Genomic DNA, 22,834 nt, shown 5'->3' on the forward strand with positions numbered 1-22,834 from the left:
GGTTGCCCGTTGTCACTTCACGCCGTGCTTCGCCTGCCAGCGTTGCATGAAGGCGATCTCGTCGTGTTGCGCCTTGATGATGTTTCGGGCGAGGCGCTTCAAGTCGGGATCTTTGCCGTATTTCAGTTCCACCTGCGCCATTTCGACCGCGCCTTGATGATGCGGAATCATGTGGGCGACGAAGTCCTTGTCGGCATCGCCCGTGTAGGCGGGCGCATCCATGGCCTGCATCATTTTCTCGTCGGCGTCCTTGAACGCCTGGGTCGATGCGCTCGACCCGGCATCCGCTGAACCGGACATGTCCATGCCGGGCATCGACGCAGCCTGCTGGGCGTAGACGGGCGCCGCGGCGACAGCAAACGCAACGCTGCTGAAAAGGCAAAGGGCACGGAATGCACGAAGGTTTTTCATATTGGGTTTTCCGTTGGGGAAACAGTGATAGCGGGTGACCGTGATGCTGCGAACAGGGTGCTTAGCTTAATCGATAGACACATGCTTCATGTGATCCGCTTAGCGCTTGAGCGAGGGGTGAAACCCCGCCGCTTCGATTACCTCGATCACGCGTTCCGGCGGCAAGGTCGATGCGACCTTCACGATTTTAACGGCGACCTCGACGTCGAGCTTCGCCTCTGGATCGATGCGAGTGACTGCACGGGTAATGGCGTTGGCGCATCCGCCACATGACATGTCCGGGATCTGGAATTCCATTTCTTGCCTCCGATGAGAAATCAGAATTTAAGCTTGGACCTTCCCACTGAGGGAAGGTCAAGCATATACGTCCATGTTGTTTATTCTGCCGCCAAGCGTGGCCCTATCGACGCAAAAAGCCGCCACAGACTGTAGCGGTTCCAGCCTTACGTTCCTCTTAAACAGCGTGCTAGACTCCGTACCCATGTCTTACTGGCGCAAACTCTTTCTCGTCGTGCTGCTCGTGCTGAGCCTTCCGGTTCAGTCGTTCGCGGCCGTCTCCATGAAATGCGAGTCCTCGCATGTTGGTGGAGAAGGGGTGTCCACGCTCCATGAGAATGCTGGCGTGGCGACTCACCACCATAACCATGCCGCGATGATGGCCGATAGCGCCAATGACATCGCCGGTGATCACTCGCAAAACCACAGTCACCCTGACGGCGCGCATCATGCGCATGCCTGCTCGGCCTGCGCGTCGTGCTGTTTCGGCGGCGGCTTGCCGGCCGCTCCGGTTGCGGCGATATCTGCTGACGCAGTCCATTTCGCTGTACCTCTTGCTCCCTCTGTTCGTGTCGCGTCATTTCTGACTGACGGCATCGAACGACCTCCTCGAATCTCTTTCGTCTAGTTCCTTCGCAGCGTGATGCTGCGATGTTCAATTTCGCCTTGATGGCCGCACGTTGCACGTCGGCCGTCCGGGTGGCATACGACGAGAAAATCAATGCGAACGTTTATTGCAGCGCTGCTCGGCGCGACGGCAGTATTGCCGGTGCTCGTGCACGCCATATCACTCCCTCCTGATCCGGTGGATGCAGCAGCATCGGTTCCTGCGGTCAATGTGCCGTCTGCCTTCGCGGACTATCGGCCATATCGGGAACAGAAGGCCCCAAGCTGGCAAGCGCTTAATCGCGCGGTGGCGAGTCCATCGGGCAAGCTGCAGATGGACCACGGTCAAGTGCATTCGGGCGATGCGAAAGCGAGTGCCAACGCTGGTGCCAACCACAACTCCGACCACGGCTCCAACCCTCACGCCAACCACAGCGGCCACGCTTCTCATCAAGAGGGGCCGGCAGAATGAAGCCGCCTCTCTTTCCCACCGGCCGCGTCATTGCTGCCACTACTGCATTGGCGTTCCTCGCCGGCTGCACGACCTTTTCGAAGGACGGTGGCTTCGACACCGTGTCCACCACAGCATCGCAGCGGCTCGGCAAAGACGCTGTACTAGTCAAGACAGACGAAGACCGAAACGCTATCGCCAAACGCACACAGGAACTGCTATCCCGGCCACTCGGCATGGACGACGCGATCCAGATCGCTCTGTTGAATAACCGCGGATTGCAGGCCTCGTATAGCGAACTCGGCATTGCCGAGGCGGACCTGGTGCAGGCGGGACGACTGCCGAATCCCGGCTTCACATTCAGCCGCACGCACGGCGGCAACGATCTGAGCATCAGCCGCACATTTACGCTCGGCTTGCTGAACGTGCTGACGCTGCCGTTGGCGACACGCATCGAGAGTCGCCGTTTCGAGCAGACCCGGTTGCTCGCAGCGGACGCCATGCTCAAGGTCGCCGCCGATGCCCGACGCGCCTATATCGGTGCCGTCGCGGCGAAGCAGTCCGCTGTCTACGCAGAGCAGGTGAAGGACTCGGCAGAAGCCGGCGCCGAACTCGCGTTGCGTATGCAGCAAGCCGGCAACTTCAGCAAGCTCGACTATGCACGTGAGCAGGCCTTCTACGCGGAAGCTGTGGCGCAACTAGCGAAAGCGCGGCAGCAACAGGTAGCCGCGCGAGAAAAACTCACTCGCACGATGGGCCTATGGGGCTCGCAAGCGCAGTACGACCTTCCCGAGCGTCTGCCTGACCTGCCTGCAACGAGGCCCGAATTGCAGGACCTCGAACACTTCGCGATGCAGAATCGCCTGGACATACAAGCAGAAAAACTCCAGACGCAGAGCGTTGCAAGCTCACTGGGCCTAAGTAGGGCAACGCGATTCATCAATGCGCTGGATGTGGGCTATCAGAACAATTTCACGACCTCCGACGGCCGCGAACAGGGCTACGAGATCAGCGTCGAGATTCCGATTTTCGATTGGGGCGCCTCGAAAGTAGCGCGCGCCGAAGCGATCTATCTGCAGTCGGCGAACCGCGTCGCCGAGACCGCGATCAACGCGCGCTCAGAGGTTCGAGAATCGTATTCGGCTTATGTGACCGACTACGACGTTGCGAAGCACTATCGCGACGAAGTCGTACCCATCCGCAAAACGATTTCGGACGAACTGCTGCTTCGCTATAACGGCATGCTCGCGAGCGTGTTCGAACTGCTCGCCGATTCGCGCGACCAGATCGGCGCGGTGAATAGCTATATCGACGCGCTCAAAGACTATTGGCTCGCGGAAACCGACCTGCAGCAGTCGCTCGGTGGTCGTCTGCCGCCCCTCGCGATGGCCGCTGCGCCATTTACATCCATGACGCCGCAAGCGTCATCCACCGATTCCGAAGGTCAATGACATGGTGTCTCGTCGAAATTTTCTGGGCGGCTCTGGAACCGCGTTGTTGGGCGCAGCACTCGTCAGCAAGGCCGGCGCTGCCTCATTGCCTGAAGCGCCCACGATGGCCATGGCCGCGATGCAGGCGCCGCTCGCTCCTCCAAACGGCCGGCCCTATGCACCCGTCGCCACGTTGAACGGCTGGTCGCTGCCGTGGCGTATGAAGAATGGCTGGAAGGAGTTTCATCTGATTGCCGAGCCGGTGGTGCGTGAACTGGCGCCGGGCATGAGCGCGAACCTGTGGGGCTATAACGGCCAGGCGCCAGGGCCGACCATCGAGGCCGTTGAAGGCGACAAGGTGCGCATCTTCGTGACCAACAAGCTGCCGGAGCACACCACGGTTCACTGGCACGGCATGCTCCTGCCGTGCGGCATGGATGGCGTCGGCGGTCTCACGCAGCTGCACATTCCGCCGGGCAAGACCTTTGTCTATGAGTTTCAACTGGAGAAACACGGCACCTTCATGTATCACCCGCATGCCGACGAGATGGTGCAGATGGCAATGGGCATGATGGGTACATTCATTGTTCATCCGAAAGACCCGGGCGTCATGCAGGTGGATCGCGACTTCGTATTCATCATGTCCGCATACGATATCGACCCGGGCAGTTTCACGCCGCGCGTGAACGAGATGACCGACTTCAACATGTGGACGTGGAATGCGCGCGTCTTTCCAGGCATTGATTCCTTGCCGGTACGCGCCGGCGATCGTGTGCGCATCCGCGTCGGCAATCTGACGATGACCAATCATCCGATCCATCTGCACGGCTATCACTTCGAAGTGGTGGGCACGGACGGTGGATGGATTCCACCGTCCGCCCGCTGGCCCGAGGTGACCGCGGACGTGGCCGTCGGCCAGATGCGCGCCATCGAGTTCACGGCGAACCGTCCGGGCGACTGGGCGTTTCATTGCCACAAGTCTCATCACACGATGAACGCGATGGGTCATCAGGTCCCGAACCTGATCGGTGTGCCGCAGAAGGACCTCGCGCAACGCATCAACAAGCTGGTGCCCGAATACATGGCGATGGGCAGCACGGGCGGCTCGATGGGCGGAATGGAAATGCCGCTGCCCGACAACACGCTGCCGATGATGACCGGCACGGGGCCGTTCGGCGCGCTGGAGATGGGCGGCATGTTCACCGTCGTGAAAGTGCGGGAGGGATTGGGGCGCAACGACTATCGCGATCCGGGGTGGTTCAGGCATCCCAAGGGGACGGTGGCCTATGAGTACACCGGCGAGATGCCGGAGGGTTGAGCCGGCAGTGCGGCGCGGCCATCCAGGGAAAACCTTACCGATCCTTTGTACGCTAGCTCACCAAGATGAGCCAAACTTTACGTGGTCGTGCTTTTGAAATGTTATGCTCAACCGTCCCTTCCTTCGCAGCAAACAGGTCCGTGCCATTTTAAAAAATACCTAATTAATTAGGAGTCAGGCATGTTGAGAAAGGTAGTCGATCGGGCGAAACAGATCCGACGTAGCGAGGGATTCAAGCATAGCGTGGCCATGCCGCGCCGGATTTCCCTCCATGCAACACAGCGTTTGAATAGGGGCATTTTTTCCATCGAGATTCAGGAGAACTCCGGTTTCTTCTCCGTGATGCAGATGGTCCTGTTTATTCTGATGTATTGCGACGAGAAATGCCTCACCCCGTGCATCAGTGCACGCGGCGGGCTGTATGGTGATGCCGAAGGGAAGCTGGACTGGTTCTCGGCCTTCTTCGAGTCCGTGCACACCACCTCCGGAGTCACGATCACTCATAAGATCAGAACGTCGACAGTGCGCGACCTGGTTCAACTCGGCTTTCGTCAGCGTTATGAAGCGCGGCTTCGACTGAGGAGTGCAAGCGAGCTTTTCTTCGCGCACTATCGTCCGGCCGCGCATATCTGCGAAGAAGTCGATGCGATCTGCCAGAAGCTCGGGCTCGGCCCGTCGACCCTTGGCGCGCATTTCAGAGGGACCGACAAGGCGCAGGAAGCCATCCCGGTTTCGTGGGGAAGCTTTTGCCGGCAGGTGGAAGCCTCGCTTGCTGAAAACCCGCACTTGACCAATATTTTTGTCTCCAGCGACGAACGGGCGTTTATCGATTATTTTGTCGCCTGGCCATTCAGCAAGCCGGTCAGAGTCGCACCGGCAAAACATCTCGCCCGTGGCAGCACGCCCGTTCACTTCAGCGGCTATCCGGGACTCGAAATCGGCCGCGAGGCGCTGGTGTCCTGCCTGCTCCTGGCCAATTGCGGCTTCCTCGTGAAGACACCGTCCTATCTGTCCGCATGGTCGAAGATATTCAATCCCTCCCTTCCGGTGAAGCTCGTCTCGCCGCCGCGCCCGGACGCGTTCTGGTTTCCCGATAGCCGGCTCTGGATCGAACAGGCTGCGCGCGAAGCTGCTCAAGCCGCTCAGGTGGCCCAGGCGGTTCAAGCGAGTAAGGCGGCCAAGGCGGCTTAAGCCCTTTAAGTCTCTTAGGCCGCTTAAGCCACTCAAGCGCCAGCCGTTTTCAAACAGCAGTACGAAAGCCCGAAAGTCCCCCAGCAAGACCATACCGCTGCCTTAACCCAGCGCTCTCCCGCACCACGTCCATCGTTTTTACGAAACCGCGCGAAGTATTAACGCTGCGTTTACGCGGATTTTCCTAAATTTCATGGTGCAGGAGTCCCCTGTGGGAGACCGGACCATGGATCTGCTTTACCTCATCGCCATCATTGCATTCAGCGGCCTCGTCGCGGGCTTCGTGATTGGCTGCGACAAGCTTCACCGCGCCCCCGGAGGCCGTCCATGACCACCTGGATGACCTGGCTCGCGGCGGCCTCGACGCTGATTCTGTTCGCTTACCTCGTGTATGCCTTGCTACGCGCGGAGGCTCTCGAATGAACTTCAACAACCTGTTTCAGCCCGGCCTGTTTATCGTCGTGCTGATCGCGCTCGCCATTCCGCTCGGACGTTACATGACCGCCGTGGTGGACGGTTCTTCGGTCGTCGTGCGCCGGATAGGGCGTCCGATCGAAACCGCGCTCTACAAGCTCGCTGGGGTCGACCCCAGCGCCGAAATGTCGTGGAAGCACTACGCGCTGGCCGTGCTGGTCTTCAACACGCTCGGCGTGCTCGCGGTGTACGGATTTCTGCGTTTGCAACAATGGCTCCCCGCGAACCCGCAGGGCTTCGGACCGATGACGCCCGACGCCGCCTTCAACACGGCGGTCAGCTTCGTGACCAACACGAACTGGCAGGACTACACGCCGGAATCGACGGTCAGCTATCTGACTCAAATGGCCGCGCTGACGGTGCAAAACTTCTTCTCAGCCGCCACCGGCATTGCTGTCGTGATCGCGCTGATTCGCGGTTTCGCGCGCCATACGGCCACGACGATCGGCAATTTCTGGGTCGATCTGACGCGTATCACGCTGTATATCCTCGCGCCGCTCGCGACGGTCATTGCGCTCGTCCTGATCAGTCAAGGGGTGCTTCAGAACTTCAAGTCATACGAAGACGTGCCGACGCTGCAGGTGACGACGTATCAGACGCCGAAGACCGATGCCCAGGGCAATCCCGTCAAGGACGCCAAGGGCAACCCGGTGATGGTGGACAACAAGGCCGACAAGCAGACCATCGCCATGGGGCCGGTTGCGTCGCAGGAAGCGATCAAGATGCTCGGCACCAACGGCGGCGGCTTCTTTAACGCCAATTCCGCGCATCCGTACGAGAACCCGACGCCGTTCGCCAACTTCGTTCAGATGATAGCGATGCTCGTTATCCCTGCTGCGTTGTGCCTGGTGTTCGGCCGGATGGTGGGCGACAAGCGGCAGGGCTATGCGGTGCTTGCCGCGATGACGATCGCGTTCGCGGTCGCCTGTTGGGGCGAGATTTCGTCTGAGCAGAACGGCAACCCGCTGTATGCGTCGCTGCATGTCGATCAAACGGCGTCGGCCGCGCAAACGGGCGGCAACATGGAAGGCAAGGAAACCCGCTTCGGCATCGCGCAGTCCGGCATCTTTACCGTGGCGACCACTGCCGCCTCGTGTGGCGCCGTTCTCAACACGCACGATTCGTTGACGCCGATGGGAGGCTTCGTTCCGCTCCTGCTGATCGAACTCGGCGAGGTGATCTTCGGCGGCGTGGGCTCGGGCCTGTACGGCATGCTCGTGTTCGCCTTGCTCGCGGTATTCGTGGCCGGCCTGATGATCGGGCGAACGCCGGAATACATCGGCAAGAAGATCGAGTCGTACGAGATGAAGATGGTGTCGATCGCCGTGTTGCTCACGCCGCTGCTCGTGCTGGTCGGCGCGTCAATCGGCGTGCTGACGGTGGCCGGCGTGGCGGGCGTCTCCAATCCCGGGCCGCACGGGTTCTCCGAGATTCTCTACGCCTACAGTTCGGCCGCCAATAACAACGGCAGCGCTTTCGCGGGCCTCTCGGTCAATACGCCGTTCTACAACAGCACGCTGGCCATCGCCATGTGGTTCGGCCGCTTCGGCTCGATTGTGCCGGTGCTGGCAATCGCCGGATCGCTCGCCGCAAAGAAACGCATCTCCGCGACCGCCGGCACGCTGCCGACGCACGGCCCACTGTTCGTCGTGCTGCTGCTCGGCACGGTGGTGCTGGTCGGCGCGCTGACGTACGTGCCTGCACTGGCGCTCGGCCCGGTCGTTGAACATCTGATCATGGTCGCGGGACATTGACTGAGAGGACAGCATGACTAACGGACTCCAACCGCCGGTTCATCAGCCGGGCAACATCGGTCAGGCGCGCAACGCGGCGCGCTCGATGTTCGACCCGTCGATTGCCCGGCCGGCGCTCGTCGATTCGTTCAGGAAGCTCGCACCACGCCATCAGTTGCGTAACCCGGTGATGTTCTGCGTATACATCGGCAGCATTCTGACGACCATTCTGTGGGTCGCCGCGCTCGCTGGCCAGGCCGAGGCGCCGGCGGGTTTCATTCTGGCGATCGCGCTCTGGCTGTGGTTTACCGTGCTGTTCGCCAACTTTGCGGAGGCGCTCGCTGAGGGGCGCTCGAAAGCGCAGGCGGCTTCGCTGCGTGGCGCGAAGCGCGACGTGATGGCGAAGAAGCTGCAGGAGGCGCATCCCAAGTCGCCGATTCGCATTACGACGGCCACCGATCTGCGCAAGGGCGACGTCGTGCTGGTGGAAACCGGCGACGTGATTCCGGCGGACGGTGAAGTGATCGAAGGCGTCGCGTCGGTCGACGAGTCGGCGATCACGGGCGAGTCCGCGCCGGTGATCCGCGAGTCGGGCGGCGATTTCTCGTCGGTGACGGGCGGCACGCGTGTGCTGTCGGATTGGATCGTCGTGCGCGTCAGCGTGAATCCGGGCGAGGCCTTCCTCGACCGGATGATCGCGATGGTGGAAGGGGCGAAGCGTCAAAAGACGCCGAATGAGATCGCCTTGACGATCCTGCTGGTCGCGTTGACGCTCGTGCTGCTGTTCGCAACCGCGACGCTGCTGCCGTTCTCGATGTTCTCGGTCGAAGCCGCGAAAGCAGGGCATGTAGTCACGATCACCGCGCTGGTCGCGCTGCTAGTGTGTCTGATTCCGACCACCATCGGCGGTCTGCTTTCGGCGATCGGCGTAGCGGGCATGAGCCGGATGATGCAGGCGAACGTGATCGCCACCTCGGGCCGTGCTGTTGAAGCCGCAGGCGACGTCGATGTATTGCTGCTCGACAAGACCGGCACGATCACGCTCGGCAATCGCCAAGCCTCGGCTTTCACACCTGCGCCGGGCGTCACGGAGGAACAGCTCGCCGACGCGGCGCAGTTGTCTTCACTCGCGGACGAAACACCGGAAGGGCGCAGCATCGTCGTGCTGGCCAAGCAGCGCTTCAATATCCGCGAACGCGATATGCACGCATTGCAGGCGACGTTCCTCGCGTTTAGCGCACAGTCGCGCATGAGCGGTGTCGATCTGCCCGACCGTGAGATTCGCAAGGGCGCATCCGATGCGATCAAACACTATGTCGAGGCGCACGGCGGTCGTTTCCCGGCTGAGTTGACGGCGGCGGTGACAGAAATCGCGCGGCGCGGCAGCACGCCGCTGGTCGTCGCGCAGCAAGTGCGCGGCGAGAGCGGCGCACGCTGCATGGGCGTGATCGAGTTGAAGGACATCGTCAAGGGCGGCATCAAGGAGCGCTTCGCCGAACTGCGCAAGATGGGCATCAAGACCATCATGGTGACCGGCGACAACAGGTTGACCGCGGCAGCGATCGCCGCCGAGGCCGGCGTTGACGACTTCCTCGCCGAGGTGACGCCTGAGGCCAAGCTCGCCACGATCCGCTCGCACCAGTCAGAAGGCCGGCTCGTGGCGATGACCGGCGACGGTACCAACGACGCCCCTGCGCTCGCACAGGCCGACGTCGCGGTGGCGATGAATACCGGCACGCAGGCAGCGAAGGAAGCCGGCAACATGGTCGACCTCGATTCGAATCCGACCAAGCTGATCGAGATCGTCGAAATTGGCAAACAGATGCTGATGACGCGCGGCTCGCTCACCACGTTCTCGATTGCGAACGACGTGGCCAAATACTTCGCGATCATCCCGGCGGCGTTCGCGACGACTTATCCGCAATTGCGTGTGCTCGACGTGATGCATCTGAGCTCGCCGTCGTCAGCCATTCTCTCGGCGGTGATTTTCAATGCGTTGATTATCGTTGCGCTGATTCCGCTGGCACTCAAGGGCGTGAAGTACCGGCCGCTCGGCGCGGCGTCGCTGCTGCGCCGCAATCTGCTGATCTACGGGCTGGGCGGCATTCTGCTGCCGTTCCCGTTCATCAAGCTGATCGATATGGTGCTGAACGTGTTTGGCTGGGTCTGACCCAAAAGAGTGAACATCATGAAAACGCTGATTCGCCCGGTACTTGTTCTGTTCATCCTGATGACGGTGTTCACCGGGGTGATCTATCCGATCGTTGTGACCGCAATCGGTCATGCTGCCTTCGCGGCACAGGCGAATGGCAGCATGCTCGAGAAGGACGGCAAGGTGGCCGGCTCCGCGTTGATTGGCCAGCAGTTCGATGCGCCGTACTATTTCTGGGGACGCCTGTCGGCTACCTCGCCGCAGCCCTACAACGCGCAGAATTCAGGTGGTTCGAACCTCGGCCCGACCAATCCCGCGCTCGCTGACGAAATCAAAGGCCGTCTCGATGCGTTGAAGGCAGCAGGCAACGACATGTCGCAACCGGTGCCGGTGGATCTCGTGACGTCGTCGGGCAGCGGCCTCGACCCGGAGATCAGTCCGGCCGCTGCCGCCTATCAGGTGGCGCGCGTGGCGCAGGCCCGCGGCCTGCCGGTCGATCAGGTGACCAATCTTGTTGGGCGCAATACTTCGGGGCGGCAGTTCGGCATTTTCGGCGAGGCACGCGTGAACGTGCTGAAGCTCAACCTGGCTTTGGATGACCTCAAGCCGATGCATTGAGCCTGCGGATGAGCGATCCCACCGTAACAGTCGTTGTGATCGACGCGGACAAAGCTATCCGCCGCTTCATTCGTACTAGCCTCGAAGCAGCCGGCATGAGTGTCTTCGACGCGCAGACCGGCGCACAAGGTTTGGCGCAGGCGGCGACGCGGCTGGCGGATCTTGTCATCATCGATCTGAGTTTGCCGGACATGGACGGCATCGAGGTGATCCGCGAGTTGCGCGGCTGGTCCGCGATGCCGGTGATCGTCCTCTCGGCGCGAAGCCGCGAAGAAGACAAGGTTGCCGCGCTCGATGCCGGCGCCGACGATTACCTCACCAAACCGTTCGGCTTACCCGAACTTAGCGCGCGGATCAGAGCGCATTTGCGCAGGCAGGCCAGCGGCGACAGGGTTGGCGTGCCTCAGGTTCAGTTCGGCCTCGTCACAATCGATCTCGGCGAGCGCAGGGTGGTACGCGGCAGTCGGATCGTCCATCTCAGCCCCACCGAATATCGCCTGCTCTCCGCGCTGGTGCGCCATCCAGGCCGCGTATTGACGCACGAGCAACTGCTCGGCGAGGTATGGGGCCCATTGCAGACCGACAACCACCACTACCTGCGTATCTACATGGGGCATCTGCGGCATAAGCTCGAGCGCGATCCGGCACATCCTGAACACATTGTCACCGAGGCCGGCGTGGGCTACCGGCTGGTCGGCGTGCGGTGATTTTCACAGGATTTTTATATCGCCGGCGGCAATCGATTCTCGGCCTTTACGGCGAGCTCCGTATAGTTCGAGTCTGGCGTTTCGCCGCAAGAAAAATCTGGGTTTTGCTGGAGGGGTGTATGGCAGTCAAACAAACAAAGGGCAACGTGACCGTGGAGGCTTGCGTGTTTTCCGCACCAGGTTTTGACCTGCCATGACGCCCTCAAGACCCGCCATGATATTCAGGGGAATGTGCAAGGTCGTCGCCATTGCCTTCGTCACCAATCAGGTTCTCACGACGATTTTTACGTACGTCGCGCAGCAACTCGATGCGACGCTGCCTCACGAAACGATCTGGCTGTTCAGTTGCGTGACATGCGGGCTGCTGACGCTGTGGCTGCAATCCGATGCACGGCGCGCGTTCGGCTTCGCGCGGGCGAAAGGTTTTGTGAAGACGGGCGGTGACAGGAAACAGGAATTGCAGATTGCAGAGGATTGTCCGAAGCGGTGGCTGGTGATCTTGCATATCGAGCTGAATCCGGCTGCGATACAGGCATCGTGAAGATGCCTTTCGTCGCCGTGTAATTTGCGCGCGTGCGTGCTGCAAAAACAGCAGTTTTTTTACACGACATTAATGCCGCTTTCGCTAAGCTCAAAGTACAAAGTACCCGCCAGGAGTTCTCGATGATACGAATGCTGATCCCTGTTCTCGACCACGGCGGCGCGATAGAAGCCGCGCGCTATGCGGCGTTCATGTTTCTGGAGCGCGGCGTAACTGAAGTCGAACTGCTTGAAGTGCTCGAGCCTGTCGATCAGGGGCGCGCTGCAGCCTTCCATACTCGAAGCTCGCTGGTGCGGATGGAAAAACACGCCATGCTCAAGGCGCTGATCGATGCCCGAACGATTCTCGAAGAAGCGGGCGTGCCGTACCACTGGAAGCGGGTATTCGGCCACCGCACGAAAGCGATTGCCGACTATGCGGCAACGACCCAGCCGGACGTCATGGTGATCGACGCGAGCCACATGGGCTTCTTTAGAAGACTGGCCATGTTGGCGTCGCTGTCAAGGCGCACGGTTACGCCGGTAACGATGGTCCACTGAGTCATCCCACGTTCATCGGCAGTAGCACCATCTGTTTGCCATGCTGGTGCAGACGTGTCTGGATTTCCAGCGGTGTGTGATTGTGAAGCCACCGCGTCAGGATATTCACCCGTTTGAAAATCAGTTTGCTGGCGAAGCACACGCTGTTCGGGAACTCCTCCATGGCGGTCCCGGTCAGTCCGACGAATTCTTCCACAGGATCGGTGCCGAAAGCGATCCTGTATTCGGCGGCCATTCCGTGCCGGCGGCACTGCGCCACATAGTATTCGAGCGCTGCTGAAATCGTTTGCCGCAACTGCTCAAGGTGCTCCGCACCTTCGTAGCTTTGCGCGTCCACTTCGCCGACTGCGAGAAATATCACGTTCCTGAAGTGGTCCGGGAACAACCGGTTCACCCATAGCAGGGCATGCATGCTGGCGCCGCGGTGTTTGCCGACGAGCAGAATAGCAGTCGGCAGGGATGGGTCCGGTTTGAGCGCCGCCGCCGCTTCGCTGACCTCGGGCGGAGCGCCGGTGAAGAGGGCATCTTCCTTCGCAATCAGTGCGCGGGTTTCGCTGTAGTGCCGTTTGATGGCGAAACACAGCGCCACCACGGCGCCGGTCACCAGGACCGTCAGCCAGCCACCCTCCGTGAACTTCTCGATCAGCGTGATCACCAGCACGGTGCTGGTGACCGAAAGCCCCAATGCGGATAGCGCGAAGTGCGTCAGCCAGTTTTCGCCTTCATGGCGATGGCCCCACCAGTAAATGCACAGTCCCAGCAGGGAGAGGCTGAAAGTCAGGAACACGTTGATGCTGTACAGCACCACCAGGATCGACACGTCACCGTGCGTCCAGATCAGGATGGCGAGGCTCGCCAGCCCCATCACGACGATGCCGTTCTGTCTGACCAGCCGCGCGGACAGATCACGGAAATGGCGCGGCACCCACGAATCCGACGCCATGTTCGACAGCACAGCCGGCCCATCCAGGAAGCCGGTTTGTGCGCCGACCAGCAGCAGACCGGCTTCGAAGGCCAGCACCGCGGCAAGCAGCGCATGCCGTGCGAACGCGGAGCCGAGCCCGAGATGGTCGATGACACTGCCGAATACCACCGCGTTGAGCGTTTGACCTTCTACCGCCTGAGCATGCCACAACATGTACAGCAGAATGATGCCGCCGGCCGTGAATGCGAGCGACGTGGACATGTAGAACATCGTCGTCCTTCCGTTCGGCACGCGCGGTTCGGCCAGCATGTTGACGTTGTTCGACACGGCTTCGAGGCCCGTATACGTGCCGCCGCCTAACGAGAACGCGCGCATGAGCAACGCCACCACCACGAGGGGGCCGACCGCGTGCGACATGCTGTGCGCCTCGCCGATCGCGCCCGGCACGACGGCGGCCAGATGATCGCCGTGCACCGCGATGCCGTACACGATGAGGCCGAGATGCAGCACCACGAAGCCGAGGAAGATCGGCAGCAACACCATGATCGACTCGCGCATGCCGCGAAAGTTGAGGCCTGTCATCAGGACGATGAGGATGAGCTCGGTGGCGAGCTTGAACGCCTGTGCGCTCACCGGCAGCAAGCTGAAGAAGGCATCGACGCCGCTTGCAAGCGAGGTCGCGACGGTCAGGACGTAGTCGACCAGCAGCGCGGCGCCTGACACCAGCCCTGGATGCGGGCCCAGTAATGCGGTCGCAACGCGATAGCCGCCGCCACCGGTGGGGAACAACTGGATGACCTGGTTATAGCCGAGCGCGATGATGAAAACTGTCGCTGCGGTAGCCAGTGCGAGAAACACGGCAAGCGAGGTGTGCTGGCCGAGCGCGAGGAAGGCTTCTTCAGGCCCATAGCATGACGACGACAACCCGTCGGCACCGAGACCCACCCAGGCTAGCAGCGGCGTGACAGCGATCGCGTGACGAGTCCGGGGATCGAGCGGATCCAGCGGCTTGCCGACTATCAGGCGCCAGAAGTTAGCGAAGACGGCCATGTCCCCTCCAGGCCCGGTCAGGCGTGCCGGTGTGACTGCTGTTGTCTATGGTTCGACGCCCGAATGGTTCGGGCGTAAGGAGAATGACAAGTAGCGACCGCGGCTGCGGTCATCGGCGATCGACAACGAAAATGTAGGGCAGTTTCGCGCGGTGTGCCAGTGGACTATACCCGAGAACAGATGTAGTCAGGATATCGAAAGGAAAATGGGCGTGATTTTATCCAGGCGTAATTATTGTCCTGCATAGCCCACGGGTGCTGTGTACTTGCCCTGGATCGCATTGGCGTTCGCGAGCACCACGTAAATCGGCGACTCGGTCAGCGTGAGATTCGCGACGCCGTTCGTGTAGCTCACCGAGCTTACATTGCCCATCATGTCGATGACGCTTACGGTGCCGTTCGTGCCGGTCGAGTTCACGGTCAATGCATAGGTGGTGCTATAGGTCGAACTGTAGGTGCCCGATGACGTCGGCCAGTTCGAATTGTTGTGCGTCCAGAGCGCCGCGATCACCGGTCCTGAGTTCAGTTGCTGGAATGCATAGCCATACACCATCGAAGGAAGCCCGTTGAGACGCCCGAGCGTTTGCGTGCCGTCGAGGACGCGCGTTAGTGCGGCGAACGCGAGCGCTTCTGGTTTGGGACTCAGATTCGTCGCGCCATATTGCCCTTGCGGATCAGCGAGATCGAAGAACGTGCCGATGCCCACGTCAGCCGGATAGTCCGAGCCGTAGAAGAAGTAAGTGACCTGTGCACCTTCGCCAAGAATGATGAGGTGCGCGCGCAATGCAACTGCAGCTTGCCCATATAGCTGGTTCGCCGGCGGATAACTCGGCCCATAAGCGGCGCCGGCGTCGTAGGTGATGCCGAGCTCGGTCATCCACAAGCGCATGTTCGGCATGACCAACTGCATCTGCGAACGCAACGACCTCATCTGCTGATCGAGGGCGTTCGCGACGTTCGCGGGATTCGGATCGGTATCGTATTGTTCGGGCGGGTGTCCCGCAAACGTGCCGGCGTTGTAATAGCCGTGCGTCGTCACACCGTCGATGTAATTGCCGAGCCCTAGCGACGCGTAGGTGGCGAGATATCCCTGCGTACATTGCGCCGAGCAGTTGGCGGGGAAGACGTTGGTCGTGCCCATCACGACCGCGTTCGGATCAGTCGAATGCAAGCCTTTATAGGCCGCCGCGTACATCGCGACGAAATTGGCGGTTGAATCGACCCATTGGGGCTCCCACGTCACCTGATAATAGTTGTATTGCTGATTGGGAAAATACTGTTGACGGATCGCAGCGCTGTCGGTGCCCACGCGCGCCATGTAGTTCTGGTAGTAGGTTTCGTTTGACGGTGCGTTGGTGTCGTCCTGAAACGCGCCAGTCGGACTCGCCCACCCGGGAATGCCGTCCAGCCTGATGAGCCGCATGATCTTGCCATTCGTATAGAACGGATCGAGATCCGATAAGGAAGGCGTCCACGTATTCGCCGCATTGGGCTCCATGGCGGACAGTTCACGGTCGTCGATCGTTTGGGAGATGCCGAGCGCTGTGAGCATCGCGCCATTGTCGTTGAAGCCCTGCATGCCGAAGCGGTGCTGCTCCTGATGCGCGTAGCTGACTGCCGGTATGGTGCTGGACAGGTTCGGCAAGATGCCGAACGTGGCGATGCCGGTTGGACGTGTGCCGAATTGCGGCAGCGTGCCGCCTGAGTGCGACAGCGTCGCCGTGATCGCGAAGTAACCCGCCGAGCTGCTCTGGCACGACAGCGTGCTGGTCCGTGTCCCGCTCGCAACGGCAAACGAACCGCTGCCCTTGATGTTGCCTAGTTGATCCTGCATCGACCAGACGACGGTGTCCGCCGATGTCGCCGCGGTGACGAACGACACCTGGAAGCTGCTGCCTTGATTGAAAAGGCGTGTGCCGTTGCTGCTTGGCGTGTCGGTGACGATCAGGCCATTGGCGGTGCCTCCGGCTGCTGACGTCGGTGCTGCGCAGGCGATGGCGGATACCGGCGTAGGCGTAGGCGTAGGCGTCGGTGTTGGAGTCGGCGTCGGCGTTGGGGTTGGCGTCGGTGTGGGTGTCGGCGTTGGCGTCGGCGTCGGCGTTGGCGTCGGTGTGGGTGTCGGTGTCGGTGTTGGTGTTGGTGTTGGAGTCGGTGTAGGTGTAGGTGTAGGTGTAGGTGTAGGTGTAGGTGTAGGTGTAGGTGTCGGCGTAGGTGTCGGTGTCGGTGTCGGTGTAGGTGTCGGTGTAGGTGTAGGTGTAGGTGTAGGCGCCGGTGCAGGTGTCTTCGGAATCCAGCAGAACTTCGAAACCCCGTACGCCGGGTCGGTACCAAAAGCCGTATTGCTGCAAGTCACGCCATTGGTGAAAACTTTGCTCACGTTATTGGCAGTCGTACTCGCGCCATAAAGCACGGTCATCTTGCCGCTGAACGAACAGCGCGCGTTCTCGACGGCACACTGCGTCCACGCACCAGAGGGACTCGGCGTCGGAGCAGGGGTGGGGGTTGGCGTCGGAGTAGGAGTCGGCGTGGGCGTGGGTGCCGAAGTGCTTTTGTACCAGCAACTCTTCCCATACCCGAACGCTGGGTCCGTACTCGACACCGCTCCCGTCGAGCACTGCACCCCGCCCGTGAACGGCCCATTGATATCGTATTGAAGCGTAGGCGACGTGGTGCCGTAGACGACGTTCGCCGTGCCTGTGAATGAACAGAATTGACCCTCGGCCGCACAGTACGTGTACGTTGTTCCGCTGATCGTCAACGAGCTTTGCGCGTGGGCAGCGCCAACCAGCATCCCGCCGACCGGCGCAAGCATCATGAGCGCGCGTTTCATTTCGGACTCCGCGAATAGATGTCGTCGGAGATGCCCGCGCGTCAATTGAATGCGTCGAGGCACTCCGAGGCGTGATCACTGCTGGGGAGCGAAGACAACGAGCTTCAGTTAAGGCGATTTGACAGTCCGGTAACGGACAACAAAAAGCTCTTTCCGGCAAAATCGACTTGCACTCACGTTTTAAACGTAGATTTTTCTCGATTAAGTCCTATTCGTATGAATAAATCCGGTAGATAGACGCGCTTTTCGGCCACAAAAGCAGCCACGCAAGTAGCTCTTACTTCCAGAAAACGTTCGTTTTGACACTGCTTCAACCTTCTCCCGTCCAGCTTGACAGTGCTTGACTGTCCCTTTTTGCCATCGTCCCGATAATTGCCCCCGGCGCGGTCGGTTTGAGCGCAACGCCATCGCTGAACCCGCCACACACACGGTCTTTCAATACGACGCATTACTTATCAATGGGGATAACCATGAAATTCACGCGCTCAGGCGTTCTCGCTACGGCCATCGCTGCAGCAGCCGCCATGCCGGCCGTTTCGCACGCAGCCGACGGCACCATCACATTCAACGGCCAGATCACCAGCCAGACCTGCACGATCAGCGGTAACGGCGGCGGCAAGAACTTCACCGTTACGCTGCCGACTGTCTCGACCTCGGCGCTCGCCACTGCGGGCACGACCGCGGGCCGCACGCCGTTCAACATCGCACTGTCGAACTGCACGCCGAACTCGGGCAACGTGTCGACTTATTTCGAACCGGGCGCCACGGTCGATACGACCACGGGCCAACTGATCAACGCTTCGGGCACGGCGACCAACGTCGAAATCGGCCTGCTCAACGGCGACAGCAGCGTGATCACGCTGGGTGCGGCGCAGGCCTCGCAGAACTCGAAGGCAGTCGCGCTGGCAAGCGGTGCGGCCACGCTCAAGTACTTTGCGCAATACGTGGCAACCAATGGCGCATCGACGGCAGGTACCGTCAATACGACCGTCATGTACTCGATCGTCTACCAGTAAAAGCAGGACGCTACGGGGCGGTAGCCGGCGCCCGCGAGAGGCGCCGGCTGTCGAGGAGAACAGAGCGAACCACGAGTTCGCCACGAAATCAGGATAACGAAATGGCAATGCGAAAGAATTTATCAAGGGCGATGACGGTTTTCGCATTGTCGTGGTTGGTGAGCAGCGCGCATGCGGGTGTCGTGATCAGCGGCACGCGCGTGATCTATCAGGCAAGAGAGCGTGAAGTAACCGTCAAGCTCAGTAACGAAGGTGACGCACCGGCGCTGGTTCAGGTGTGGCTCGACACCGGCAATCCGAACGCGATGCCGGACGAATCGAAGGTGCCGTTCACCTTGTCGCCGCCGCTTTTTCGCCTCGATCCGAAGAAAGGGCAGAGCCTGCGCCTGATCTACACGCAGGAACCGTTGCCGCAAGACAAGGAGTCCCTGTTCTGGCTCAACGTGCTTGAAGTGCCGCCGCGCGCGGCAGCGAGCACCACAGCGGACGATCCGAATTCGCTGCAGCTGGCGTTCCGTTCGCGCATCAAGTTGTTCTTCCGTCCGGCGGGGCTGCCGGGCAATGCGGACGAAGCGGCCGCGAAAGTCAGCTGGAAATTCGTGCGCAAGGACAACGGCGCCTACGCGCTCGAGGCGACCAATCCGACGCCGTATCACGTGACGTTCAGCAAGATCGTCGCGAGCGAGAGCACGACGAGCTGGGCCAGCGACAAGGGCGGCATGGTCGACCCGGGCGCGAGCGCGGACTTCGACATTGGCAACGTTGCACCGCTCGCCGACGTGCCGGCGCAAGTCGACTACACCTTCATCAACGACTACGGCGCCGGCGTCACCGGCAAAACGCTGCGCGACGGGACCCGCAAGTAATCATGCGCACCCGGGAATATTCTTCGCGGCCGCGAGCCGGAAACTGGTTCGCGCTCAGGCGCAGCCATGCCGTGATGCTCGGCGCGCTGGCCGCATGGGGCGCAACGCCCGCGTTCGCCGACTCCACGATGCTTGCCGATGTGCAGTTCAACAGCGAATTTCTGATGAAGCCGAAAGGCCAAAGCGTCGACGTGTCGCGTTTCGAGCGCGGCAATCCGGTGCAGCCCGGCGAGTACACCGTCGACCTCTACGTCAACGGAAACTGGGTCGGCCACGACACGCTGCGTTTCGTGGCACGGGACGGCGCGGGGAACGCCGTGCCGTGTTTCAGCAAGGCGCTGATCGAGCGCCTCGGTCTGGACTTTTCGACGCTGTCGGACAAGGGCCGCAGCGAACTCGCGAAAGCCCAGGCGGGCGAGTGCGCGAACGTTGCCAATCTCGTCGACGGTGCGTCGCAATCCTTCGACCTGTCCGATCTGCGGCTCGACCTGAGCATCCCGCAGGCGGCGCTGCTGCGCAATCCGCAAGGCTACGTGAGTCCCGAGTTCTGGGACGAAGGCGTGACCTCGGCCACTTTGGGCTACAACCTGAATTCGTTTCGCGTGACGGGTTCGGGCTCCGCGGGGTTGTCCAACACACAGACCTATCTCGGCCTGAATAGCGGCGTCAATGTAGGCAGCTGGCACTTCAGGCAAAATTCCGCGCTGACGTGGCAATCGAACGGACCGCGCACGTATCAGAACATCGCGACCTACGTGCAGCACGATCTGCCGTCGATTCGCAGCCAGTTGACGCTCGGCGATGCCTTTACCGATGGAGCAGTGTTCGACAGCATCGGCATTCGCGGCGTCGAACTCGCGAGCGACGACCGCATGTTGCCCGACTCGCTGCGCGGTTATGCACCGCTGATTCGCGGTGTGGCGATGACCAATGCGCGCGTGAGCGTCACGCAGAACGGCAACAAACTGTACGAAACGACCGTCGCACCGGGCGCATTCGAGATCAACGATCTGTACGCCACCGGCTACGGCGGCAACCTGCTCGTCACGGTCACTGAAGCCGACGGCAGTCAGCATAGTTTCTCCGTGCCCTATGCGTCGGTCGCGCAGTTGCTGCGTCCGGGCATCACGCGTTTCAATGTCGCCGCGGGCCAGCTTCGCGATGCGCAGGTCAATCAGCACGACAACCTCCTACAGGGGACGGTGCAGCACGGTTTCAACAACGTCATCACCGGCTACGCGGGGACGATTGTTGCGGACGGCTATCTCGCCGGGCTGCTCGGCGCAGCGGTCAACACGCCATTGGGCGCGGTTGCGTTGGACGTAACTGAGGCGCGCGCCAACATTCGCGGCGTGACCAACACCACCGGCCAGAGCGTGCGAATCAGCTACAGCAAGCTGGTGCCGACCACCAACACGAACTTCACTGTCGCCGCCTATCGCTATTCGTCGAGCGGTTTCTGGGCGTTGCGCGACGCCATGCTGGCGCGCAGCGCGGTTGCCGCAGGGCAGGACCCGTCCTCGGTGGATCGCCAGCGCAATCAGGTCCAACTGACGATGAACCAGAGCTTCGGCAATGGCTGGGGCAATGCCTATGTGGTCGGCTCGACACTTGACTACTGGAATCGCAGCGGCACCACCACGCAATTCCAGATCGGCTACAACAACGTGTTGCGCGCGCTCGGCACCAACTTCAGCTACAACGTGTCGCTGTCGAGGCAGCGCGACGGCCTGACCGGGCAGATGAACAATCAGATCTTCGCAAGCATCTCGATTCCGCTCGGCAACGGTCAGCATGCGCCGACCCTCTCGACCAGCTTCACGCACAACAGTCAGAGCGGTTCGTCCGAACAGGCGATGCTGAACGGCTCCGCCGGCGTGGACAACGAATTCACCTATGGCGTGACGGCAAACCATGCGCCGGGCTCGAGTGCGGGCGGCGTGAACGGCCAGTACCGCAGTCCGTACGCGACGCTGGCGGCGAGCGCAAGCGGCGGCTCCGGTTATTCGCAAGTGTCGGCCGGCGTGACCGGCGCGATCGTCGCGCATCCGGGCGGCGTGACCTTCGCGAACGATCTGGGCGACACGATCGGTGTGGTCGAGGCGAAAGACGCGAAGGGCGCCCGCATCACCAATTCGTCCGGTGTGCGCGTCGACAACTTCGGCTATGCAGTGATTCCGTATCTGACGCCGTATAGCCTGAACACGGTCGAAATCGATCCGAAGGGAATCCCGCTCGACGTCGAATTCAAGTCGACCAGCCAGCAGGTGGCGCCGCGTGCCAACTCGGTGGTGATGATTCACTTCGGCACGGTGACGGGCAGGGCAGCGGTGATCTCCGCGCGCTTGCCGAACGGCGCACCGTTGCCTTTCGGCGCGACGGTGTACGACGCGAAGGGGCAAGGTGTCGGCGCGATCGGCCAGAACAGTCGCATCTTTGTGCGCGGCGTGGCCGATGAGGGGGCGCTCACGGTGAAGTGGGGGGATGCAGCAGATGAACAGTGTGCCTTCGGTTATCACTTGCCGCCGAAGGGCGAAGATCGCGGCGCGTACGCGCATATCGATGCCGTGTGCGGCGCGGCGGCCGGCATGACGAACCAGGCAGCGGCGGGCTCGTCTGCTGGAGGAAAAGCGCAATGAAGATGTCTCTCTCGTTCGGTGCCTTGCGCCGATGCTTCGGTATCCTGATGCTATTCGCTGCTGCATCCACCGGTCTGATCGCCAGCGTACCCGCTCACGCAGCGCTGCAATGCACGATTAGCGGATCGGCGGCGATCAGCTTCGGCACGCTCACCGTGCCACGTGATACGCCAGTCGGCACGGCAATCGGGCCGGTGCAGTCGTCGACCGTTTCTGTTAACTGCCCGTCGAATCCCGGGACGGTGCCACCATACAACAACGGCTGGTATATCCAGTACTACCCGCAACTGACGAGCAGCCCGGTAGCGGGCGTGTGGAACACCGGTATTGCGGGCATCGGCATCAAGGTCGTGGACGTGACCTACGGCAATACGACTTTGTCCTCACTGGCAGTCGGCAAGTGGGGCGATTTCGGCGCACCGATTACGAACACGGCGGCGTTCCAGGGCAGCTTCACGTTCACCTACCAACTGGTCAAAACGGCCGCGCAGGTGACAACGGGTGGCGCGGTGAACATCCCGCAGTTGCTCACGCTGGTTAGCCACAATATTCCCGCCAACATAACGTCGCCGGCTCTCGTGACGATCTCGGTCAACAACACCTCGATTGTCGCGACCACGTGCACGGTGACCACGCCGTCGGTGAGCATCACGCTGCCTACCGTCAATGCCAGCGCATTGAGCCCCGTCGACACGACACTCGGTAACACGAGCCTCAGCATCGGACTATCGTGTCAGGCCGGCGCGAATGTCTATGTGACGCTGACCGACGCCACTACTCCCGGCAATACGACCAGTAATCTGACGCTGGCGAGCGGGTCAACCGCGACGGGTGTCGCGTTACGCGTGCTCAATAGCGGTGGAACGGCAGTCAGCTACGGGCCGGATTCGGCGGTGGCGGGCAATCGGAATCAATGGCTGGTCGGTGCATCGTCGAGCACGACTCGCATTCCGTTGACCGCACAGTACATCTCCACCGGCACGGTAGGGCCGGGCATCGTGAAGGGGCTCGCCACCTTCACGATGAGCTATCAGTGAGGCCTGAAGCTACGGCGCGTTGGCT

General features: G+C 61.1%; 21 protein-coding genes. 17 read left to right on the top strand and 4 right to left on the bottom strand.

Features of this window, described 5'->3' with window-relative positions; all coding sequences use genetic code 11:
- Positions 1 to 12: 12 nt before the first annotated feature.
- Together M0D66_RS08985 and M0D66_RS08990 are read right to left on the bottom strand one after the other, a co-directional pair.
- On the bottom strand, positions 13 to 411 hold the full coding sequence (locus M0D66_RS08985) for a DUF305 domain-containing protein (RefSeq protein WP_054038385.1): 399 nt from the start codon (positions 409 to 411) through the stop codon (positions 13 to 15).
- A 99-nt stretch (positions 412 to 510) separates the two neighbouring features.
- The gene (locus M0D66_RS08990; RefSeq protein ID WP_266210609.1) at positions 511 to 708 is read right to left on the bottom strand and encodes a heavy-metal-associated domain-containing protein; all 198 of its coding nucleotides are present in this window, start codon (positions 706 to 708) and stop codon (positions 511 to 513) included.
- 73 nt (positions 709 to 781) lie between these two features.
- Here M0D66_RS08990 and M0D66_RS08995 point away from each other — a divergent pair, with 73 nt between their 5' ends.
- From M0D66_RS08995 to M0D66_RS09050, 12 genes are all read left to right on the top strand, one after another.
- Positions 782 to 1,315 (top strand): hypothetical protein, encoded by a 534-nt coding sequence (locus M0D66_RS08995; protein WP_307850136.1) that lies wholly within the window; start codon positions 782 to 784, stop codon positions 1,313 to 1,315.
- 93 nt (positions 1,316 to 1,408) lie between these two features.
- Entirely contained in the window at positions 1,409 to 1,765 is a 357-nt protein-coding gene (locus tag M0D66_RS09000) for a hypothetical protein (RefSeq protein WP_200652211.1), read from the top strand.
- Positions 1,762 to 3,195, top strand: coding sequence for a TolC family protein (locus tag M0D66_RS09005; protein WP_266210610.1), 1,434 nt, complete (start codon positions 1,762 to 1,764; stop codon positions 3,193 to 3,195). Before M0D66_RS09000 ends, M0D66_RS09005 begins: the two co-directional genes overlap by 4 nt.
- Position 3,196: 1 nt before the next feature.
- A complete protein-coding gene (locus M0D66_RS09010) occupies positions 3,197 to 4,492 on the top strand; it encodes a multicopper oxidase family protein (protein WP_266210611.1) in 1,296 nt (431 codons plus the stop codon).
- Between the two features lie 180 nt (positions 4,493 to 4,672).
- Entirely contained in the window at positions 4,673 to 5,683 is a 1,011-nt protein-coding gene (locus M0D66_RS09015; RefSeq protein ID WP_211702687.1) for a hypothetical protein, read from the top strand.
- A 327-nt stretch (positions 5,684 to 6,010) separates the two neighbouring features.
- Entirely contained in the window at positions 6,011 to 6,106 is a 96-nt protein-coding gene (gene kdpF / locus M0D66_RS09020) for a K(+)-transporting ATPase subunit F (protein WP_028193906.1), read from the top strand.
- Complete coding sequence (gene kdpA, locus M0D66_RS09025) at positions 6,103 to 7,911, top strand: potassium-transporting ATPase subunit KdpA (RefSeq protein WP_211702688.1); 1,809 nt, start codon at positions 6,103 to 6,105, stop codon at positions 7,909 to 7,911. The genes kdpF and kdpA overlap by 4 nt, the downstream gene beginning before the upstream one ends.
- An 85-nt stretch (positions 7,912 to 7,996) precedes the next feature.
- Positions 7,997 to 10,060, top strand: a complete 2,064-nt coding sequence (gene kdpB, locus M0D66_RS09030; protein ID WP_093633250.1) for a potassium-transporting ATPase subunit KdpB — start codon at positions 7,997 to 7,999, stop codon at positions 10,058 to 10,060.
- Positions 10,061 to 10,078: 18 nt separating this feature from the next.
- Positions 10,079 to 10,660, top strand: coding sequence for a potassium-transporting ATPase subunit KdpC (gene kdpC / locus M0D66_RS09035; protein WP_266210612.1), 582 nt, complete (start codon positions 10,079 to 10,081; stop codon positions 10,658 to 10,660).
- Positions 10,661 to 10,668: 8 nt separating this feature from the next.
- Positions 10,669 to 11,367 carry a response regulator gene (locus tag M0D66_RS09040; RefSeq protein WP_093633064.1) on the top strand — a complete coding sequence of 233 codons (699 nt, stop codon included), beginning with the start codon at positions 10,669 to 10,671 and terminating at the stop codon, positions 11,365 to 11,367.
- 214 nt (positions 11,368 to 11,581) lie between these two features.
- Positions 11,582 to 11,908, top strand: coding sequence for a hypothetical protein (locus M0D66_RS09045; RefSeq protein ID WP_234486876.1), 327 nt, complete (start codon positions 11,582 to 11,584; stop codon positions 11,906 to 11,908).
- Between the two features lie 122 nt (positions 11,909 to 12,030).
- On the top strand, positions 12,031 to 12,447 hold the full coding sequence (locus tag M0D66_RS09050; protein ID WP_093633062.1) for a universal stress protein: 417 nt from the start codon (positions 12,031 to 12,033) through the stop codon (positions 12,445 to 12,447).
- A 1-nt stretch (position 12,448) separates the two neighbouring features.
- Here the strand turns inward: M0D66_RS09050 and M0D66_RS09055 are convergent, their stop codons facing one another.
- Together M0D66_RS09055 and M0D66_RS09060 are read right to left on the bottom strand one after the other, a co-directional pair.
- The gene (locus M0D66_RS09055; RefSeq protein WP_093633061.1) at positions 12,449 to 14,422 is read right to left on the bottom strand and encodes an APC family permease; all 1,974 of its coding nucleotides are present in this window, start codon (positions 14,420 to 14,422) and stop codon (positions 12,449 to 12,451) included.
- A 231-nt stretch (positions 14,423 to 14,653) separates the two neighbouring features.
- A complete protein-coding gene (locus M0D66_RS09060; RefSeq protein ID WP_266210636.1) occupies positions 14,654 to 16,255 on the bottom strand; it encodes a hypothetical protein in 1,602 nt (533 codons plus the stop codon).
- A 79-nt stretch (positions 16,256 to 16,334) separates the two neighbouring features.
- Between M0D66_RS09060 and M0D66_RS09065 the strand changes: the two genes are divergently transcribed.
- The 5 genes from M0D66_RS09065 to M0D66_RS09085 all read left to right on the top strand — a co-directional run bounded on the left by M0D66_RS09065 (position 16,335) and on the right by M0D66_RS09085 (position 22,809).
- The gene (locus M0D66_RS09065) at positions 16,335 to 16,826 is read left to right on the top strand and encodes a hypothetical protein (protein WP_266210613.1); all 492 of its coding nucleotides are present in this window, start codon (positions 16,335 to 16,337) and stop codon (positions 16,824 to 16,826) included.
- Between the two features lie 895 nt (positions 16,827 to 17,721).
- Positions 17,722 to 18,267, top strand: a complete 546-nt coding sequence (locus M0D66_RS09070; protein WP_200620455.1) for a fimbrial protein — start codon at positions 17,722 to 17,724, stop codon at positions 18,265 to 18,267.
- A gap of 107 nt (positions 18,268 to 18,374) precedes the next feature.
- Positions 18,375 to 19,133, top strand: coding sequence for a molecular chaperone (locus tag M0D66_RS09075; RefSeq protein WP_234486875.1), 759 nt, complete (start codon positions 18,375 to 18,377; stop codon positions 19,131 to 19,133).
- Positions 19,134 to 19,135: 2 nt separating this feature from the next.
- On the top strand, positions 19,136 to 21,772 hold the full coding sequence (locus M0D66_RS09080; RefSeq protein ID WP_266210614.1) for a fimbria/pilus outer membrane usher protein: 2,637 nt from the start codon (positions 19,136 to 19,138) through the stop codon (positions 21,770 to 21,772).
- Positions 21,769 to 22,809, top strand: a complete 1,041-nt coding sequence (locus M0D66_RS09085; RefSeq protein ID WP_266210615.1) for a fimbrial protein — start codon at positions 21,769 to 21,771, stop codon at positions 22,807 to 22,809. The genes M0D66_RS09080 and M0D66_RS09085 overlap by 4 nt, the downstream gene beginning before the upstream one ends.
- Positions 22,810 to 22,834: the final 25 nt, after the last annotated feature.

Origin of the sequence: Paraburkholderia sp. SECH2, assembly GCF_030464795.1 — a bacterium.
Classification (GTDB): Bacteria; Pseudomonadota; Gammaproteobacteria; order Burkholderiales; family Burkholderiaceae; genus Paraburkholderia; species Paraburkholderia aspalathi.

Excerpts from the sequence above, each read along its gene's own strand:
- kdpB (WP_093633250.1), top strand. The coding sequence starts at position 7,997 with ATGTTCGACCCGTCGATTGCCCGGCCGGCGCTCGTCGATTCGTTCAGG.
- M0D66_RS08990 (WP_266210609.1), bottom strand. The coding sequence starts at position 708 with ATGGAATTCCAGATCCCGGACATGTCATGTGGCGGATGCGCCAACGCC.
- M0D66_RS09075 (WP_234486875.1), top strand. The coding sequence starts at position 18,375 with ATGCGAAAGAATTTATCAAGGGCGATGACGGTTTTCGCATTGTCGTGG.
- M0D66_RS09050 (WP_093633062.1), top strand. The coding sequence starts at position 12,031 with ATGATACGAATGCTGATCCCTGTTCTCGACCACGGCGGCGCGATAGAA.
- M0D66_RS09070 (WP_200620455.1), top strand. The coding sequence starts at position 17,722 with ATGAAATTCACGCGCTCAGGCGTTCTCGCTACGGCCATCGCTGCAGCA.
- M0D66_RS09010 (WP_266210611.1), top strand. The coding sequence starts at position 3,197 with ATGGTGTCTCGTCGAAATTTTCTGGGCGGCTCTGGAACCGCGTTGTTG.
- M0D66_RS09085 (WP_266210615.1), top strand. The coding sequence starts at position 21,769 with ATGAAGATGTCTCTCTCGTTCGGTGCCTTGCGCCGATGCTTCGGTATC.
- M0D66_RS09000 (WP_200652211.1), top strand. The coding sequence starts at position 1,409 with ATGCGAACGTTTATTGCAGCGCTGCTCGGCGCGACGGCAGTATTGCCG.
- kdpA (WP_211702688.1), top strand. The coding sequence starts at position 6,103 with ATGAACTTCAACAACCTGTTTCAGCCCGGCCTGTTTATCGTCGTGCTG.
- M0D66_RS09060 (WP_266210636.1), bottom strand. The coding sequence starts at position 16,255 with ATGCAGGATCAACTAGGCAACATCAAGGGCAGCGGTTCGTTTGCCGTT.
- M0D66_RS09045 (WP_234486876.1), top strand. The coding sequence starts at position 11,582 with ATGATATTCAGGGGAATGTGCAAGGTCGTCGCCATTGCCTTCGTCACC.
- M0D66_RS09040 (WP_093633064.1), top strand. The coding sequence starts at position 10,669 with ATGAGCGATCCCACCGTAACAGTCGTTGTGATCGACGCGGACAAAGCT.
- M0D66_RS08995 (WP_307850136.1), top strand. The coding sequence starts at position 782 with ATGTTGTTTATTCTGCCGCCAAGCGTGGCCCTATCGACGCAAAAAGCC.
- kdpC (WP_266210612.1), top strand. The coding sequence starts at position 10,079 with ATGAAAACGCTGATTCGCCCGGTACTTGTTCTGTTCATCCTGATGACG.
- kdpF (WP_028193906.1), top strand. The coding sequence starts at position 6,011 with ATGACCACCTGGATGACCTGGCTCGCGGCGGCCTCGACGCTGATTCTG.
- M0D66_RS08985 (WP_054038385.1), bottom strand. The coding sequence starts at position 411 with ATGAAAAACCTTCGTGCATTCCGTGCCCTTTGCCTTTTCAGCAGCGTT.
- M0D66_RS09015 (WP_211702687.1), top strand. The coding sequence starts at position 4,673 with ATGTTGAGAAAGGTAGTCGATCGGGCGAAACAGATCCGACGTAGCGAG.
- M0D66_RS09005 (WP_266210610.1), top strand. The coding sequence starts at position 1,762 with ATGAAGCCGCCTCTCTTTCCCACCGGCCGCGTCATTGCTGCCACTACT.
- M0D66_RS09055 (WP_093633061.1), bottom strand. The coding sequence starts at position 14,422 with ATGGCCGTCTTCGCTAACTTCTGGCGCCTGATAGTCGGCAAGCCGCTG.
- M0D66_RS09080 (WP_266210614.1), top strand. The coding sequence starts at position 19,136 with ATGCGCACCCGGGAATATTCTTCGCGGCCGCGAGCCGGAAACTGGTTC.